Origin of the sequence: Rahnella sp. ChDrAdgB13 (assembly GCF_017655185.1) — a bacterium.
In the GTDB taxonomy this organism is placed as follows: domain Bacteria; phylum Pseudomonadota; class Gammaproteobacteria; order Enterobacterales; family Enterobacteriaceae; genus Rahnella; species Rahnella contaminans.
In genome coordinates this window covers 13,660-30,857 of sequence record NZ_JAEMGT010000041.1, presented here as the reverse complement: position 1 = coordinate 30,857, position 17,198 = coordinate 13,660, and the positions used below count along the sequence as shown (strand labels likewise).

Below are 17,198 nucleotides of genomic sequence, written 5' to 3'. Positions count from 1 at the left end.
ACCCGACATTAAAACAATACACGGGCCGAAACCCGTGTATCAAATTCAGCATCAGGCCATTGCGATTCAGCTGAATAAACGCTTTGCAGACAAAACGTTACCAGGTTTTACCAATGTTAAACTGGAACTGTTCCGCTTTGTCGCCTTCGTATTTCTTAACTGGCTGTGCGTAAGAGAACACCAGCGGCCCCAGAGGAGACTGCCACTGCAACGCCAGACCAGAAGACACACGAATGTTGCCAGGCTTACTGTAATCAGGCACACCCGCTGCAATAGTTTGCGGCGTGTTTTCCCAACCTGTATCCCAGACTGTACCGCTATCCACGAACAGAGACGTACGCAATGAGTTAGCGTATTTCTCGCTAACAAACGGAGTTGGAACAATCAGTTCCGCACTCAGGATGGCCATTGCGTTACCGCCCACTGCATCGCTCGAATTATCAATCGGGCAGGTGCTGTACGAGGTATTAGCCGTAGTACATTTGTAATAAGCTGCTTTCGGACCAATGGTGTTGGACTGGAAACCACGAACACTGCTTGAACCGCCGGCATAGAAGTTGTCATAGAACGGCACTTCTTTGCCGCCCAGACCATCCGCATAACCTGCGCGCGCACGCCCCATCAGTACCCAATCACGATCCTGATTCAGCGGCATATAGCTGGTTGAATCGAAAGTGATTTTATAATATTCGTTATCTGAACCCGGCACGGTCACTTTACCGTTCAGGCTGGCTTTGGTCCCTGACGTCGGGAAGTAACCACGGTCAAGGTTGTTATAACCCCAGCCCAGATTCACGAAGAAGTCATCAGCACTGAAATCAGCATCTGAGTTATCGCTGGTCGTTACCGCAGGTTTCAGGCCCACAGAGTTCAGATAACGGAACATCGCGATCTGAGGTTCCATATTGGACAGATCGTTGTGTACGTAATCCAGCCCCAGACGCAATGAGTTGTTCTCATTGACAGGGAAACCAAGGTTGCCGCCAATACCGTAACTTCTGTTGGTATAGTCAGACAGGTCCGCATTATCCGCTTTAAAGTCGTTATAGAAAATACGACCGCCCAGACTCACACCGTCAACGGTGAAGTACGGATCTGTGATCGTGAATTCTGCGTACGTCTGGTAATCATTTTTCGTACCGCTGATGCCTACGGAGTTACCCGTACCCAGCCAGTTGTCCTGCTGGACACCAACCTGGAAGCTGACACCACTTTCAGTACCGTAACCGACACCAAAGTTGAAACTACCGGTGTTACGTTCTTTCACTTTGTAGACCACATCAACCTGGTCCGGTGAACCCGGAACGCGTTGTGTATCCACATCAACAGTTTCGAAGTAACCCAGACGGTTCAGACGCTCTTTACCTTTATCGACCAGATCATTACCTAACCAGGCACCTTCCATCTGACGCATTTCACGGCGCAGAACGCTGTCTTTACTGGTGTCATTGCCTTCGAAACGGATATGACGCACATAGAAACGGTTACCCGCATCTACGTTGATATGCAGTTTTACTGTCTTGTCTGCATCGTTAATTTCAGGCTGAGTAGTCACACGCGGATAGGCATAGCCATAACGGCCCAACATCTGCTTGATGTCGTTTTCCATCTTGGTGACTTTAGCGCCGTTGTACAGCTCGCCTTTATCAATTTTAGTCAGGCTCTGAACTTCAGCTGAGTGACCCGCCATGCTGCCGGTAACTTCAACGCCAGAAAGTTTGTACTGCTCACCTTCTGTGATGTTCAGCGTGATGTAGATGCCTTTTTTGTCCGGCGTCAGGCTGACCTGAGTCGAATCAATGTTGAAACGGGCATAACCGCGATCCAGATAGAAACTGCGCAGGGTTTCAAGGTCACCCGCCAGCTTTTGTTTCTGGTATTTACGGTCACCGACCACGTTCCACCAAGGCACTTCATCGCGCAACTGGAAGCGGGAAATCAGTTCATCAGTCGAGAAGGCATGGTTACCCACGATGTTGATCTGCTGAATTTTGGCAGAAACACCTTCGGTAAACACCAGTTTCAGGTCAACACGATTACGCGGTAAAGGGGTCACAACCGCTTTTACCGACGCACTGTATTTACCGACGCTGTAATAGAAATCTTCCAGGCCTTTTTCAATACTGCCGATGGTTGTACGGTCAAGCGCTTCGCCAACGCGGACGCCAGAGGCTTCCAGGTTTTGTTTCAGCATGTCATCTTTCACCGATTTATTACCGGAGAAAGTGATGCTGGCAATCGTTGGACGTTCCTTGACCTGGACAATCAGAGAATCACCATCGCGAAGGACACGAACGTCCTCAAAGTTGCCAGTGGCAAACAATGCGCGAATGGTATTACTGATGTCATCGTCAGTAACGGTATCACCGACACGAACCGGCATATTGAGTAACGCCGCACCGACGGCAACTCGCTGCAGGCCTTCGAAATGAATATCTTTCACTACGAAACCGTCTGCACCGTATACGGTGGCGCTGCCAAACAGCAGCGACGCTATGAGCAACTTTTTGATCGCCATCGTTGTTATGCGTTCTTCCTAACCTAATCTCCGGTCTTAAAGACGGGAGAAATCATTGAAAAGTGCAAGCCCCATCAACAACACCAGCAAAACTGAACCAATGCGGTAACTGAAGTCCTGAACTCGCTCGGAAACTGGCCCACCTTTGAGCTTTTCTATTGCAAGAAACAGCAGGTGGCCACCATCTAATACCGGTAACGGGAAGAGGTTGATGATCCCCAGATTGACACTGATGAGTGCCAAAAACGTGAGGTAAGACACCAAACCATACTCCGCTGACATTCCTGCGCCCTGTGCGATGGAGATTGGGCCACTCAGATTGTTCAGCTTCACATCCCCGGTAATTAACTTACCCAGCATACTCACGGTGAGTTTCATCAGTTGCCAGGTTTTATCCCCGGCCTCATAAAACGCCACAAACGGACCATACTGACGGATTGTTTTGTATTCATCAGGCAGCGGCACCACTTTCGGGACCACACCAGCAAAACCCTGTATTTTGCCTTTACCTGCAGACTTCGTATCCGGCGTCAGTGTTAAAGCGACGGGAGAACCACCCCGCTCAACTTCCAGACTGATTGGCTTGCCCGGATTGTCACGCACCTGAATGACAAACGACTGCCAACTTTCCAGAATCTGACCATCGACTTTAACGATCCTGTCTCCGGCTTGCAAACCCGCCTTTTGCGCGGCTGAATCTGGCTGCACTTCCTGCAAGACAGATTCTATCTGCGGACCTCGTGGAATCATACCCAGAGAGACCACCGGATCCTGCTTTTCAGGATCAAACTGCCACTGACGTAAATTCAGTGTTTTCTCAACAACATTATTGGAGCCAAAAGGCGCAACTCCCACTGTCGTTTGATCATCACCAATCTCGCCAATCAACGCCATACGAACTGAATCCCAATCAGGCGTTTCGATACCGGCAACAGACTTTAGTTCCATTCCCGGAGAAATATTGGATTGCGCAGCGATTGAATTTGCAGTGACATTTGCAACAACCGGACGCACGGTCGGCACACCAATCACGAAGATCAGCCAGTATGCAAAAACAGCAAAGATAAAATTGGCAATTGGCCCGGCGCTGATGATAGCAGCACGCTGCCAGATTTTTTTGTTATTAAAGGATTGATGACGAAATTCAGGGGCTACAGCCTCGACGCGTTCGTCGAGCATTTTGACGTAGCCCCCGAGAGGAATAATGGCCAGCACATACTCCGTTCCCTGGCGATCGGTGCGACGCCACAATGCACGACCGAAACCAACAGAGAAGCGTTCAACACGCACACCACAACGACGAGCAACCCAGAAATGGCCGAACTCGTGCACGGTGATAAGCACCCCCAATGCAACGATAAAGGCGGCCAGGCTCCAGAGTATGTTCATCATATGTCCAACTATTCCTTAGAAAACTTCACCGTCTGCGACGGTTAATACACTAACAGCATCAGGCAGGCGAATACAGGAACCGCAGCAGTCAGGCTGTCAATGCGATCCAATATTCCGCCATGACCCGGGATCATATGACCACTGTCTTTGATTCCGGCTTCACGCTTGAACATACTTTCCGTCAGGTCGCCCAGCACAGAAGCCAGCGCAGCAACCACAGAACAAATCAATAACGTTGCCGGCTGCACGCTCAAAGGTGCATACCGGCCAAACAACCAGGCTATCAGGGCAGATGTCACCAGCCCACCGATAAACCCTTCCCAGGTTTTCCCCGGAGAAACTTTTGGTGCCAGTTTATGCTTACCGAACAACTTACCAAACAGGTAAGCACCGGAATCAGCACCCCAGACCAGCAGCATGACATATAACAGCCACCACGCGCCTGTGTGAGGATTCTCAGCATAACCGTACTGACGCAACGCAACCATGCCCCAGAAGAACGGCACAATCGTCAGTACGCCAAACAGCACACGCAACACGCGCGAATGACGCCAGAATGCAGCGGAAGCCGGATACGCAACAACCAGAACTAACGCCAGACACCACCACGCCAGCGCTGCCCACAGCGAGCCGCTAACCTGTGGTAAGTAAACACTCTGATGATAAGCCGGAATGCTCAACATCATGGCGGCTAACAGAAAACCACACAGTATCGCCAGCCAGATACGCTGACTACGGGTTGCAAGCCCGGCGAGCTGACCCCACTCCCACGCGGCCAGCATGCACACCACTAGGGTGACAATGGCGAACCCCACCGGCGGCAGCAAAAAGAGTGCTGCAATAACAATCGGTATTAAAATCAAAGCTGTGATAATGCGATACTTCAGCAAATGTTCTCCCTAGGACGCATCGGCGCCGATAGGTGTAGTCCCCCCGAAGCGGCGCTCTCGCTGTGCAAACGCGGTCAACGCACCTTCAAAGGTGTTTTCATCAAAATCAGGCCAGAGGACATCGGTAAAGTAGAGCTCCGCATAGGCAATCTGCCACAGCAAAAAGTTACTGATCCGATGTTCCCCACCGGTTCTGATCACCAAATCGACGGGTGCCAGTTCGCTCATACAGACCGCTGAATTCAGCAATTCTTCTGTAATCTGCTCTGCCCGCAATGTACCGGCTTCAACCTGCCCGGCCAGCGTCTTCACGCCCTGAATAATATCCCACCGGCCACCGTAATTTGCAGCGATGTTCAGGGTCAGACCGTCGTTATTTTGAGTAAGTGTTTCTGAACGACGAATGCGTTCCTGCAGACGAGCACTAAAACGACTGACATCGCCAATGATCCGCAACCTGACATTGTGTTTATGCAGGCTTTTAACTTCGCTGTCTAACGCACGAACGAACAGCTCCATCAAGGCGGAAACTTCCTGAGCCGGACGATTCCAGTTTTCACTGCTAAAGGCATAAAGCGTGAGCGCATCAAGGTGATGACTGGCAGCAAAGCTTACCGCTTTACGCACTGACTTCACTCCCGCTTTATGACCGAATACCCTCATTTTACCCTGACGTTTTGCCCAGCGTCCGTTGCCGTCCATGATAATGGCAACATGGCGAGGTTGAGAGCAACACATATCAGACATCTGTTGATTTTCGAGGGACATAACGCGTACTCATTTCCTTTTATCAGAACACAACGGCTTTCCAGCTGACATAAGCCTGATATGGCTCACGCTACAACGTTTAGCTGACGCTGCACCTTTTACCGAGGGTGCGGCAACACGCGCAAAAAAGCCGTGTCTCCCTTACAGGCACGGCTTACACTGACAGATCACCGATTCACCTTTAACATTCAGGCTCAGAAAAGCCAAATCTACTGTCAGTGTGGCGCAGACTATACCATTTCAATGTGGCGCTAACAAACTGCTGCATAAGCACTAAACCGGTCTTATCGCGCAAACTGAGGAAGTTTATCCTTTGCCGATGCACGTGCGCGAGCGTCAATCTCCAACACTTCCTCAACAGACGTCGGTTCGGCGCTCACTAACTGCTCCATAACCTGACGATTCAGTGAAGCAATGTCAGTAAAACGAATCTCGCCATTCAGGAAAGCCGCCACTGAAATTTCATTTGCTGCATTCAGCGTGGTAGTGGCCGCCTGCCCGGTATTGCTGGCTTCGATAGCAAGCTGAAGGCAAGGATAACGCGCGTAATCCGGATCGCTAAACGTCAGTGCGCCCATCTTACAAAAATCCAGTGCTTCAACGTCAGTCGCCACACGGCGGGGATACGCCATGGCATGCGCAATGGGCGTTCGCATATCCGGTGAGCCCAGTTGAGCCAGTACGCTGCCGTCACGGTAGCGAACCATAGAATGGATAACCGACTGCGGATGGATAATTACTTCCATTTCGGCGGCTGACGCATTAAACAGCCAGCGCGCTTCAATATACTCCAGCCCTTTGTTCATCATCGTGGCAGAGTCGACAGAAATCTTGCGTCCCATTGACCAGTTCGGATGAGCGCATGCCTGTTCCGGTGTCACGCGGCTGAATTGATCTAAAGGTAATTCGCGGAATGGTCCGCCGGAACCGGTCAGTACAATGCGCGAAATCCCGTGTTCCTCGAGTGAAGCATAGCCCAGTTGTCTCTGAACGGATTCAGGCAAACTCTGGAAAATCGCATTATGTTCGCTGTCGATAGGCAAAAGCTGAGACTGACTCTGACGCACGGCATCCATGAAAATGCGGCCGCAGGTCACCAGGGATTCTTTATTTGCCAGAAGAACTTGTTTGCCCGCATGAACGGCAGACAACGTCGGTAACAGCCCCGCAGCGCCGACAATGGCAGACATCACCTGATCGACATCATCCAGCGCCGCCAGTTCGATTGCCGCATCCGGGCCAGACAGGACTTCAGTGTGGATTCCCTGTTCCGACAAGATTGCCCGCAATTTGCGCGTAGAAGACTCATCCGCCATCGACGCATAGGCCGGACGAAACTCCAGACATTGCTGGGCCATAACGTCGACATTGCGGCCCGCAACCAGAGCCTTAACAGAGAACGCGTCAGGGTTAGACCGGACAACGGAAAGCGTGCTGGTGCCGACAGATCCTGTCGAACCAAGAATAGTCATTTGTTTCATGAAAATGCCCGGGATAACGCTCGTAAATTCGGAAAGTGCACAGTCTGAAACCTCTTATCGGGCTTGTCCATGAGATTGTGCAGACAGATAAAAGAATTGGAGGCCACTTAAAAACAAAGCGCCGCAATTGCGGCGCTTTGTGAGAGACATAAGCCGGATTAGAAATCCATGAGCTCAGTTTCTTTTTCAGCTAACGCAACGTCGATTTTCTTGATGAAAATGTCAGTCAGTTTCTGAATATCGTCCTGAGAACGGCGATCTTCATCTTCGCTGATTTCTTTATCTTTCAGCAGTGCTTTGGTTTTGTCGTTAGCGTCGCGGCGGACGTTACGCACAGAAACACGGCCCTGCTCTGCTTCGCCACGAACAACTTTGATCAGGTCTTTACGACGCTCTTCAGTCAGTGCTGGCAATGGAACGCGGATGGTCGCTCCCGCAGAAGATGGGTTCAGACCCAAATCAGATGTCATGATCGCTTTTTCCACAGCCGCGCTGATAGAGCGGTCAAATACGGAAATAGCCAAAGTACGGGAATCTTCAACCGTTACCTGAGCCAGCTGGCGCAGTGGTGTAGATGAACCATAGTAATCGACCATGATGCCATCCAGGATGCCTGGAGAAGCACGACCGGTACGGATTTTGCTGATATGTGTTTTGAATGCTTCAACGCATTTATCCATACGGATTTCAGCGTCTTTTTTGATTTCGTTAATCACGTTGTGAACCCTTGAAAGCTGGTTACCTGGCAGACCATAACATCAGTATAGTCCGTGAATACTTATGCCAGCACAGGCTGGCTGAACGGTATGTTCAATTGTGAAGGATCACTCCGCGTTAGAAATCAGCGTCCCTTCATTTTCACCCATCACCACTCGACGCAGTGCGCCCGGTTTGTTCATGTTGAAAACACGAATTGGCAGATTGTGATCGCGGGCCAGTGTAAACGCCGCCAGATCCATCACTTTCAATTCCTGTTCCAGCACTTCCTGATAGGTCAATTTTTCGTACAATGTCGCTTCCGGATTTTTCACCGGGTCGGCGGAATAAACACCGTCGACTTTGGTGGCTTTTAATACCACATCGGCTTCGATTTCGATACCACGCAGGCACGCTGCTGAGTCGGTGGTAAAGAAAGGATTGCCGGTACCGGCGGAGAAAATCACCACGCGGTTATGACGCAACAGGCTGATCGCTTCAGCCCAGCTGTAATTATCACAAACACCGTTCAAAGGGATTGCGGACATCAAACGTGCGTTAACATAAGCACGGTGTAACGCGTCACGCATCGCCAGACCATTCATGACAGTCGCCAGCATACCCATATGGTCGCCTACAACACGATTCATGCCAGCCTGCGCCAGACCCGCACCGCGGAACAAGTTACCGCCGCCGATCACAACGCCTACCTGAATGCCGAGTTCGACCAGCTCTTTCACTTCCTGAGCCATACGATCTAATACACTCGCGTCGATACCAAAACCTTCACTGCCCTGCAGGGCTTCGCCACTGAGTTTGAGCAGGATACGCTGATAAACGGGTTTCGCATTGGTAGCCATGGTGTCTGTCCTAGAAGCAATGTGTCTTAATGGATAGTCGGTCTTTACATCATAGCGCTGTCTGAATGGCCACACGCACAATGTAATGGGAATTTGGGGCTGGATAAAACGGAACCGCCCTTTCGCAGCGGTTCCATTTTAGGTGTATCAGATACTGATTAAGACTGTTTAGTCATCGCTGCAACTTCAGCAGCAAAGTCAGTCTCAACTTTCACGATACCTTCGCCCACTTCGAAGCGGATGAAGTTAACAACGTCAGCGTTGTGCTCTTTCAGAACCTGGCCCACAGTTTTGCTTGGGTCGATTACGAAAGGCTGACCAGTCAGAGAAACTTCGCCGGTGAATTTCTTCATGCGGCCTTCAACCATTTTCTCTGCGATTTCTTTAGGCTTGCCAGACTGCATAGCGATGTCCAGCTGTACTTGGTACTCTTTTTCAACAACTTCAGCAGACACGTCTTCTGGTTTAACAAATTCAGGCTTGCTTGCAGCAACGTGCATAGCGATTTGTTTAACCAGATCTTCGTCAGCGCCTTTAGCTGCGATCAGAACACCGATACGTGCGCCGTGCAGGTAGCTACCCAACACTTCGCCTTCCAGGGAAGAAACGCGACGAATGTTGATGTTTTCACCGATTTTTGCGACCAGAGCAACACGCTCTTCTTCGAATTGTGCTTTCAGCACTTCAACGTCGGTGATTTTGCCTGCAACCGCAGCGTCCAATACTTTGTCAGCGAAAGCCTGGAAACCACCATCTTTAGCAACGAAGTCAGTCTGGCAGTTAACTTCCAGAATCACACCGTAGTTGCCTTCGATTTTGGTTTTGATCACGCCGTCAGCAGCTACGTTGCCTGCTTTTTTCGCCGCTTTGATCGCGCCAGATTTACGCATATTTTCAATTGCCAGCTCGATGTCGCCGTTAGCTTCAACCAGAGCTTTCTTACAATCCATCATGCCAGCGCCAGTACGTTCGCGCAGTTCTTTTACTAGGGCAGCGGTAATATCAGCCATTGTATTTTCCTCGATTATCTCAGTGCAAAAAGGCTTTTTGCGGTGAGATATTTCTCGCATTTAAGATAAGCAAAGGGGGCCAATAAAGGCCCCCTAACCAACATATTTCAATACCTGGTTAATAAGGGCTCTGCTGAGCTTGCCTTATTATTCAGCTTCTACGAAGCTTTCTTCTGCCTGAACAGCCAGATCTTGCGAACGGCCTTCACGGACAGTAGCAGCAACAGCGCTCAGGTACAGATTTACTGCACGGATTGCGTCATCGTTACCTGGGATAACAAAGTCAACGCCATCCGGATCGGAGTTGGTATCAACAATGGAGAATACCGGGATACCCAAGTTGTTAGCTTCTTTGATTGCAATGTGTTCGTGATCAGCGTCGACAACGAACAGAGCATCAGGAAGACCACCCATATCCTTGATACCACCCAGGCTGTTTTCCAGCTTAGCCAATTCGCGAGTACGCATCAGCGCCTCTTTCTTGGTCAGCTTCTCGAAAGTACCGTCCTGAGACTGAACTTCCAGATCTTTCAAACGTTTGATGGACTGACGAACAGTTTTCCAGTTAGTCAGCATGCCGCCCAACCAGCGATGGTTCACGAAGAACTGGTCGCAGTTGTGTGCAGCTTCTTTTACCGCTTCGCTTGCTGCGCGTTTAGTACCAACGAACAGGATTTTGCCTTTACGGGCAGAAATCTTCTGCAACTCAGCCAGAGCTTCGTTGAACATTGGAACAGTTTTTTCCAGGTTGATGATGTGAACCTTGTTACGTGCGCCGAAGATGAATGGCTTCATTTTCGGGTTCCAGTAACGGGTTTGGTGACCGAAGTGAACACCAGCCTGGAGCATGTCGCGCATGGAAACAGTTGCCATGATAAAACCTCTATTAAGTAGTTGGGGTTATGCCTCCACGTATCCCATAACACCGACCCTGCAGAACGAATTCCCAGAGCACCCCGGCGAATGTGTCGATACGTGTGTGTTATTACTTACGTTAATAAGTACACAATGAGTGATTTTGGCTTTAATCCCTCAGCGTCGTTAAGACTCAGAGCGGATTGCCGGCGCGCTTTATACCATAAATAACGACCCGGCAGCAACTTTTGTTCACCGGATGACTTCCCGGAAAATGATAGTTTGGCAGGTAATATCAGGGCTGATACCATAAGCCACAGCTAATTATTGACGACATCGGTGCAGAAATAAAGCACACCCGATGTACAGAACCTGCAGGATTACTCATGGCAATTTCAATCAAAACCCCGGAAGATATCGAAAAAATGCGCGTCGCTGGCCGTCTGGCTGCGGAAGTGCTGGAAATCATTGAGCCTTACGTTAAACCGGGCGTCAGCACCGGCGAGCTCGACCGAATTTGTTCCGATCACATCGTCAACAAACAACACGCCATTTCTGCCTGCCTGGATTACCACGGCTTCCCGAAATCGGTGTGCATCTCTATCAACGAAGTGGTCTGCCACGGTATCCCGAGCGAAGACAAAATCCTTAAAGATGGCGACATCGTCAATATCGACGTTACCGTGATTAAAGACGGTTTCCACGGCGATACCTCTAAGATGTTCATCGCAGGCAAACCGACCATTCTTGGCGAACGTCTTTGCCGTATCACGCAGGAAAGCCTGTACATTGCTCTGCGCATGATCAAGCCGGGCATCCGCCTGCGCACGCTGGGTAAAGAGATCCAAAAATTCGTGGAAGCGGAGAAATTCTCCGTGGTGCGCGAATATTGCGGTCACGGCATCGGCGAAGGTTTCCACGAAGAACCTCAGGTTCTGCATTACGATGCGGATGACGGTGGCGTTGTGTTACAGGCCGGTATGGCTTTCACCGTTGAACCGATGGTCAATGCCGGTGATTACCGTATCCGCACCATGAAAGACGGCTGGACAGTAAAAACTAAAGATCGCAGCTTGTCGGCTCAGTACGAGCATACTATTGTGGTGACAGATAACGGTTGTGAAATTATGACGCTGCGTAAGGATGACACCATCCCGGCTATCCTGACGCACGACTAACAGTTCCCCGCTCGGCGCAGAGGGGTTAAATCTGTCAATCAAACCGGCGAAAGCCGGTTTTTTTATCCTTAACGTGTAGGAATAGGCTGCGCATCTATGATTGAAAATTTCTCTGCTGAAAAGAGCCTGCTGCCGCAAACGACGCAGGAACTCACCCGCGCTTTCCCGCCACAGCCTGTTTCCCCTTCCGCCTACCCGGATGACGACTTAAACCGTCAGAGCCTCAAGCAACACATGGAACAGTTTCAGGTCTGGCTGGCAGAAGCTTTCAATGCGGGACAGCGCGCCGAAGAACTGGTCGATGCACGCACGCATTATATTGACCAGTTGCTGCAACGCCTGTGGACGTTTTACGGCTTTGACAATATCCCGGAAACCGCAATGGTGGCCGTCGGTGGTTACGGCCGCGGCGAATTGCATCCGCTGTCTGATATCGACGTGCTGGTACTCAGCCAGAAGCGCCTCAACGATGAGCAGGCGCAGCGCATTGGCGAGCTGATTACCCTGTTGTGGGATCTGAAGCTGGAAGTCGGTCACAGCGTGCGTACGCTGGAGGAATGTCTGCTGGAAGGGCTGGCCGATTTAACGGTCGCGACCAATCTGATCGAATCCCGCCTGATTTGCGGCGATGTCGCCTTGTTCCTCAACATGCAAAAACACATTTTCAGTGACGGTTTCTGGCCTTCGCCAAATTTCTTCCGTGCCAAAATTACCGAGCAAAAAGAGCGTCACCAGCGCTATCACGGCACCAGCTACGGCCTGGAACCCGACATCAAAAGCAGCCCCGGCGGCCTGCGTGATATCCACACCATATTGTGGGTCGCCCGCCGCCACTTCGGGGCCACATCGCTCGATGAAATGGTCGCGTTTGGCTTCCTGACGAAAGCCGAACGCAACGAACTGCTTGAATGCCAGAGCTTCCTGTGGCGCATCCGTTTTGCGCTGCATCTGGTGCTGCCACGTTACGATAACCGCCTGCTCTTCGACAGACAGCAAAGCGTGGCGCAACTGTTACAATATCAGGGCGAAGGCAATCAGCCCGTCGAACGCATGATGAAAGATTTCTACCGTATGACCCGCCGGGTTGGCGAACTGAATCAGATGTTATTGCAGCTGTTTGATGAGGCGATTCTGGCCATCGGGCCGAATGAAAAACCCCGTCCGCTGGATGAGAATTTCCAGCTGCGCGGTGACCTCATCGATCTGCGTGATGAATCACTGTTTGAGCACCGCCCGGAAACCATCATCAGCATGTTTCAGTTGATGGTTCGCCATCGAGAAATCAAAGGCATTTACTCCACCACGGTACGTTTGCTACGCCATGCACGCCGTCATCTGAAAGAACCGTTGTGCATGATCCCGCAGGCGCGTGAAACCTTTATGTCGATTCTGCGCCACCCCGGCGCCGTCTCGCGAGCGCTGGTGCCAATGCATCGCCACAGCGTTCTCTGGGCTTATATGCCGCAGTGGGGGCAAATCGTCGGACAGATGCAGTTTGACCTTTTCCACGCCTATACAGTTGATGAACACACCATTCGCGTTCTGCAAAAATTAGAAAGCTTCGCCCATGAAGAAACGCGGCCAAAACATCCGTTGTGCGTGGAATTGTATCCGCGCCTGCCGCAGCCTGAATTGCTGCTGATCGCTGCCCTCTTCCACGATATCGCCAAAGGACGCGGCGGCGACCATTCCATTCTCGGCGCACAGGACGTGCTGGAGTTTGCCGAACTTCACGGCCTGAACTCGCGCGAAACACAACTCGTCTCGTGGCTGGTGCGCTGCCATCTGCTGATGTCAGTCACCGCGCAGCGCCGCGATATTCAGGATCCCAATGAAATCCAGCAATTCGCCGCCGAGATGCAGAGCGAGGTGCGTCTGCGTTATCTGGTCAGCCTGACGGTTGCCGATATCTGCGCGACCAACGAAACGCTGTGGAACAGCTGGAAACAGAGCCTGATACGCGAGCTGTATTTCGCCACCGAAAAACAGCTGCGCCGCGGCATGCAAAATACACCGGATCTGCGCGAGCGCGTGCGTCATCACCGCTTGCAGGCGCTGGCGTTGCTGCGTATGGATAATATCGATGAGGAAGCGCTGCACCGTATCTGGAGCCGCTGCCGCGCCGATTACTTCCTTCGCCATTCACCGAATCAGCTCGCGTGGCACGCCAGACATTTGCTTGAGCATGACTCTTCCAAACCTCTGGTGTTAGTCAGCCGTCAGGCCACGCGTGGCGGCACAGAGATATTCATCTGGAGCGCTGACCGCCCGTATCTGTTCGCCACGGTAGCCGGTGAGCTGGACAGACGTAACCTGAGCATCCACGACGCCCAGATTTTCACTAACCGCGACGGCATGGCGATGGACACCTTTATCGTGCTGGAACCGGACGGCAGCCCGCTGGCGCAGGACCGGCACGAAGCCATCCGTTATGCGCTGGAACAATCGATGACGCAGGCTTATCAGCCGCCGCGTGCGCGACGTCCGTCACCGAAACTGCGCCATTTCAGCGTGCAGACCGAAGTCAGCTTCCTGCCGACACATACCGACCGCAGGACGTATATGGAACTGGTCGCGCTCGATCAGCCGGGTCTGCTGGCACGCGTCGGCGAAGTCTTCTCGGATCTGGGGCTTTCGTTACATGGCGCAAGGATTTCGACCATCGGCGAGCGCGTAGAAGACTTATTTATTCTGGCCAATGGCGAGCGCCGCGCGCTGGATAAACAAACTCGCAAGGAAATCACACGCCGATTAACCGAGGCACTCAACCCGGGCGATAAAATGTGATACAAGTACCATTATCTTTTAAAACCAATTCAGGAAAGAGAACAGGATGCAGCAACTACAAACCGTTATTGAACAAGCCTTCGAACGCCGTGCGGACATCACCCCGGCAAACGTTGACAGCGTAACGCGCGACGCCGTGAACCAGGTCATCAACAAAATCGACAGCGGCGAATTGCGCGTTGCCGAGAAGATTGATGGCGAATGGGTAACGCATCAGTGGCTGAAGAAAGCGGTGCTGCTGTCCTTCAGAATCAACGACAACCAGGTTATGGAAGGTGGCGAAAGCCGTTACTTCGACAAAGTCCCGATGAAATTCGCAGACTACGACGAAGCCCGTTTCCAGCGTGAAGGTTTCCGCGTAGTGCCACCGGCGGCAGTCCGTAAAGGCGCGTTCATCGCCCGTAACACGGTACTGATGCCTTCTTACGTCAACATCGGCGCATACGTTGATGAAGGCACCATGGTTGATACCTGGGCGACTGTCGGTTCTTGCGCGCAGATCGGCAAAAACGTTCACCTGTCCGGCGGCGTTGGCATCGGTGGCGTTCTGGAGCCACTTCAGGCTAACCCGACCATCATCGAAGACAACTGCTTCATCGGCGCGCGTTCAGAAATCGTTGAAGGCGTGATTGTTGAAGAAGGCTCTGTGATTTCCATGGGCGTTTACATCGGCCAGAGCACCAAAATTTACGACCGTGAAACCGGCGAAGTATTCTACGGCCGCGTACCTGCAGGTTCCGTCGTGGTTTCCGGCAACCTGCCTTCTAAAGACGGTAAATACAGCCTGTACTGCGCCGTTATCGTGAAGAAAGTGGATGCGAAAACTCTGGGCAAAACAGGCCTGAATGAGTTGCTGCGCACCATCGAGTAAAATTAAATAGCGGGTAATTCAAAAAGATTACCCGCTATTTTTTTATCTTGCAGATGGCGAATTGTGTCATCAGTCAACGATTCGGACCGCTGTTTGGTTCATTATGATCAACAGATATTCTCCTAAACGAAGGTGGCGCTATGTATGACAATCTGAAAAGCCTGGGCATTAATAATCCCGACGATATTGATCGTTACAGCCTGCGTCAGGAGGCCAATAACGATATTCTGAAGATCTATTTCCGCAGAGACAAAGGCGAATTTTTTGCTAAAAGCGTGAAATTCAAATACCCACGTCAGCGCAAAACGATCGTGGCCGATAATGCGGGTCAGGGATATAAAGAAATTCATGAAATCAGCCCGAATCTGCGTTATGTCATTGATGAGCTGGATCAAATCTGTCAGCGCGATCAGGTCGAAGTGGATCTGAAACGTAAAATTCTTGATGACCTTCGTCACCTTGAATCCGTTGTGGCAAATAAAATTTCTGAGATTGAATCCGATCTGGAAAAACTAACTAACGGCCGCTGATTAATCACAATCCAAACCGCCATAAAGCAAAAAGGTCAGGTTTTAAACCTGACCTTTTTTATTACCTTGCGCTGCGCCTGACTGACTTATTTTCAGCAATAACTTATTTCAGCAGCTGGCCCCATTTTTCGGCCCACGGAATTGCCACGGTTTCCGGCTCAGCCGTTTCCATCGCGTCAACTTCCAGCATTTCGCCAATCCGGGAAGCGCCCTGCTCTTGCAATAAATCATCCAGCTTATGACCGCCGCCACAGAAATGATCGTAGCTGCTGTCGCCCAGCGCAATCATGCCATAACGAAGCTCTGGCTGATAACCGACGGTATCTCGAATCGCGGCATAAAGCGGCGCGATGCTGTCGGGCAAATCGCCCTGACCGGTCGTCGACGTCACCACCAGCACAAAATGATGGCGGTAATACTGCCAGGCTTCCAGTGTGCCTTCTTCAAACAGTTTGACGTCATGCCCCTGGCTTTTGAGCACGGTTTCCGCTTCTTCCGCTACCAGTAACGCATTGCCGTAAACCGTCCCGACAAAAATTCCGACTTCAGCCATGAGCTTCACTCCTGTATGATCTTAACGTCTTAAATTTGTGCACTATCCTGACCGTAAGCGGGGTCAAACTCAACCCTTTCAAGCCCGGGGACTTTTCCCTGCCAGCCGAACTGCGTCACGACATTTTGCCAGCGATGATCCCAGCGAGCCTGCAAGCTGAGCAACTCACCCGTCACCGGATGTGGCAGCTGCATATGGCTGGCATGGAGCATCAAACCGGAACAGCCGAAATGCTCGGTCATACCGCGATTCTGCTTTAAATCGCCGTGTGCGCTGTCGCCGATGATCGGATGACGTAAATGCGACATATGACGGCGAAGCTGATGCTTGCGACCGGTTTCCGGCATGAGTTCCACCAGACTGTATCGGGCTGTATTGTAACGCCCGACGGCGACCGGCATTTCTACCTGCGCGAGCGAACGGTAATGGGTCACTGCGGGTTGCGGCGCTTTATCAGGATTCGTAAACTTATCGGCAATTTTATCCAGCTCTTCTGTCAGCGCGTAATCAAGCGTTCCGTCTTCAGTGACATAGCCGCGAACCACGGCGTGGTACACCTTGCTCATCTGCTGATTTTCAAACTGCTGAGACAATAGCCGCGCCACATCGCTCGACAGCGCCAGCAGCAAAACGCCCGACGTCGGCTTATCCAGACGATGAACGGTAAAAACATGCTGACCAATCTGATCGCGTAATGTTTGCATCACAAACACTGTTTCATGTCGGTCCAGCCAACTGCGATGAACCAGCATACCCGCAGGTTTATTCACTGCGACCAGATGTTCGTCCTGATACAAAATTTCCAGCAT

General features: G+C 51.3%; 15 protein-coding genes. 4 read left to right on the top strand and 11 right to left on the bottom strand.

Annotated elements, in window-relative coordinates; translation table 11 throughout:
• Nucleotides 1–97 precede the first annotated feature (97 nt).
• The 9 genes from bamA to rpsB form a co-directional block, all read right to left on the bottom strand.
• Nucleotides 98–2,518: an outer membrane protein assembly factor BamA gene (gene bamA, locus J8X26_RS13400; protein ID WP_165061770.1), complete on the bottom strand. Its 2,421-nt coding sequence runs from the start codon at nucleotides 2,516–2,518 to the stop codon at nucleotides 98–100.
• Between the two features lie 36 nt (nucleotides 2,519–2,554).
• A complete protein-coding gene (rseP, locus tag J8X26_RS13395; RefSeq protein WP_152326527.1) occupies nucleotides 2,555–3,910 on the bottom strand; it encodes a sigma E protease regulator RseP in 1,356 nt (451 codons plus the stop codon).
• Between the two features lie 41 nt (nucleotides 3,911–3,951).
• Complete coding sequence (cdsA, locus tag J8X26_RS13390; protein WP_152326526.1) at nucleotides 3,952–4,800, bottom strand: phosphatidate cytidylyltransferase; 849 nt, start codon at nucleotides 4,798–4,800, stop codon at nucleotides 3,952–3,954.
• Nucleotides 4,801–4,809: 9 nt separating this feature from the next.
• On the bottom strand, nucleotides 4,810–5,568 hold the full coding sequence (gene ispU / locus J8X26_RS13385; protein WP_095923213.1) for a (2E,6E)-farnesyl-diphosphate-specific ditrans,polycis-undecaprenyl-diphosphate synthase: 759 nt from the start codon (nucleotides 5,566–5,568) through the stop codon (nucleotides 4,810–4,812).
• 284 nt (nucleotides 5,569–5,852) lie between these two features.
• Nucleotides 5,853–7,049 carry a 1-deoxy-D-xylulose-5-phosphate reductoisomerase gene (ispC, locus tag J8X26_RS13380; RefSeq protein WP_208951102.1) on the bottom strand — a complete coding sequence of 399 codons (1,197 nt, stop codon included), beginning with the start codon at nucleotides 7,047–7,049 and terminating at the stop codon, nucleotides 5,853–5,855.
• A 158-nt stretch (nucleotides 7,050–7,207) separates the two neighbouring features.
• Nucleotides 7,208–7,765 (bottom strand): ribosome recycling factor, encoded by a 558-nt coding sequence (gene frr, locus J8X26_RS13375; protein WP_152326524.1) that lies wholly within the window; start codon nucleotides 7,763–7,765, stop codon nucleotides 7,208–7,210.
• Nucleotides 7,766–7,873: 108 nt separating this feature from the next.
• Nucleotides 7,874–8,605: a UMP kinase gene (gene pyrH, locus J8X26_RS13370; RefSeq protein WP_101079218.1), complete on the bottom strand. Its 732-nt coding sequence runs from the start codon at nucleotides 8,603–8,605 to the stop codon at nucleotides 7,874–7,876.
• A gap of 158 nt (nucleotides 8,606–8,763) precedes the next feature.
• Nucleotides 8,764–9,615, bottom strand: coding sequence for a translation elongation factor Ts (gene tsf, locus J8X26_RS13365; RefSeq protein WP_152326523.1), 852 nt, complete (start codon nucleotides 9,613–9,615; stop codon nucleotides 8,764–8,766).
• Between the two features lie 147 nt (nucleotides 9,616–9,762).
• Nucleotides 9,763–10,488, bottom strand: coding sequence for a 30S ribosomal protein S2 (gene rpsB / locus J8X26_RS13360; RefSeq protein WP_152326522.1), 726 nt, complete (start codon nucleotides 10,486–10,488; stop codon nucleotides 9,763–9,765).
• A 368-nt stretch (nucleotides 10,489–10,856) separates the two neighbouring features.
• Here rpsB and map point away from each other — a divergent pair, with 368 nt between their 5' ends.
• The 4 genes from map to J8X26_RS13340 all read left to right on the top strand — a co-directional run bounded on the left by map (nucleotide 10,857) and on the right by J8X26_RS13340 (nucleotide 15,836).
• A complete protein-coding gene (gene map / locus J8X26_RS13355; protein ID WP_152326521.1) occupies nucleotides 10,857–11,648 on the top strand; it encodes a type I methionyl aminopeptidase in 792 nt (263 codons plus the stop codon).
• 96 nt (nucleotides 11,649–11,744) lie between these two features.
• Complete coding sequence (gene glnD, locus J8X26_RS13350; RefSeq protein ID WP_152326520.1) at nucleotides 11,745–14,435, top strand: bifunctional uridylyltransferase/uridylyl-removing protein GlnD; 2,691 nt, start codon at nucleotides 11,745–11,747, stop codon at nucleotides 14,433–14,435.
• Between the two features lie 46 nt (nucleotides 14,436–14,481).
• Nucleotides 14,482–15,306 carry a 2,3,4,5-tetrahydropyridine-2,6-dicarboxylate N-succinyltransferase gene (dapD, locus tag J8X26_RS13345; protein ID WP_152326519.1) on the top strand — a complete coding sequence of 275 codons (825 nt, stop codon included), beginning with the start codon at nucleotides 14,482–14,484 and terminating at the stop codon, nucleotides 15,304–15,306.
• Between the two features lie 140 nt (nucleotides 15,307–15,446).
• Complete coding sequence (locus tag J8X26_RS13340) at nucleotides 15,447–15,836, top strand: DUF3461 family protein (RefSeq protein WP_013574189.1); 390 nt, start codon at nucleotides 15,447–15,449, stop codon at nucleotides 15,834–15,836.
• Nucleotides 15,837–15,939: 103 nt separating this feature from the next.
• Here J8X26_RS13340 and J8X26_RS13335 read toward each other — a convergent pair whose 3' ends face one another.
• Both J8X26_RS13335 and truC read right to left on the bottom strand, forming a co-directional pair.
• Complete coding sequence (locus J8X26_RS13335) at nucleotides 15,940–16,389, bottom strand: flavodoxin (RefSeq protein WP_104924619.1); 450 nt, start codon at nucleotides 16,387–16,389, stop codon at nucleotides 15,940–15,942.
• 29 nt (nucleotides 16,390–16,418) lie between these two features.
• On the bottom strand, nucleotides 16,419–17,198 hold the full coding sequence (truC, locus tag J8X26_RS13330; RefSeq protein WP_208951101.1) for a tRNA pseudouridine(65) synthase TruC: 780 nt from the start codon (nucleotides 17,196–17,198) through the stop codon (nucleotides 16,419–16,421).

Bases quoted from the DNA above. Each gene is read 5' to 3' on its own strand.
- bamA (WP_165061770.1), bottom strand. From the start codon at position 2,518: ATGGCGATCAAAAAGTTGCTCATAGCGTCGCTGCTGTTTGGCAGCGCC.
- rseP (WP_152326527.1), bottom strand. From the start codon at position 3,910: ATGATGAACATACTCTGGAGCCTGGCCGCCTTTATCGTTGCATTGGGG.
- ispU (WP_095923213.1), bottom strand. From the start codon at position 5,568: ATGTCCCTCGAAAATCAACAGATGTCTGATATGTGTTGCTCTCAACCT.
- ispC (WP_208951102.1), bottom strand. From the start codon at position 7,049: ATGAAACAAATGACTATTCTTGGTTCGACAGGATCTGTCGGCACCAGC.
- pyrH (WP_101079218.1), bottom strand. From the start codon at position 8,605: ATGGCTACCAATGCGAAACCCGTTTATCAGCGTATCCTGCTCAAACTC.
- tsf (WP_152326523.1), bottom strand. From the start codon at position 9,615: ATGGCTGATATTACCGCTGCCCTAGTAAAAGAACTGCGCGAACGTACT.
- rpsB (WP_152326522.1), bottom strand. From the start codon at position 10,488: ATGGCAACTGTTTCCATGCGCGACATGCTCCAGGCTGGTGTTCACTTC.
- map (WP_152326521.1), top strand. From the start codon at position 10,857: ATGGCAATTTCAATCAAAACCCCGGAAGATATCGAAAAAATGCGCGTC.
- glnD (WP_152326520.1), top strand. From the start codon at position 11,745: ATGATTGAAAATTTCTCTGCTGAAAAGAGCCTGCTGCCGCAAACGACG.
- dapD (WP_152326519.1), top strand. From the start codon at position 14,482: ATGCAGCAACTACAAACCGTTATTGAACAAGCCTTCGAACGCCGTGCG.
- J8X26_RS13340 (WP_013574189.1), top strand. From the start codon at position 15,447: ATGTATGACAATCTGAAAAGCCTGGGCATTAATAATCCCGACGATATT.
- J8X26_RS13335 (WP_104924619.1), bottom strand. From the start codon at position 16,389: ATGGCTGAAGTCGGAATTTTTGTCGGGACGGTTTACGGCAATGCGTTA.
- truC (WP_208951101.1), bottom strand. From the start codon at position 17,198: ATGCTGGAAATTTTGTATCAGGACGAACATCTGGTCGCAGTGAATAAA.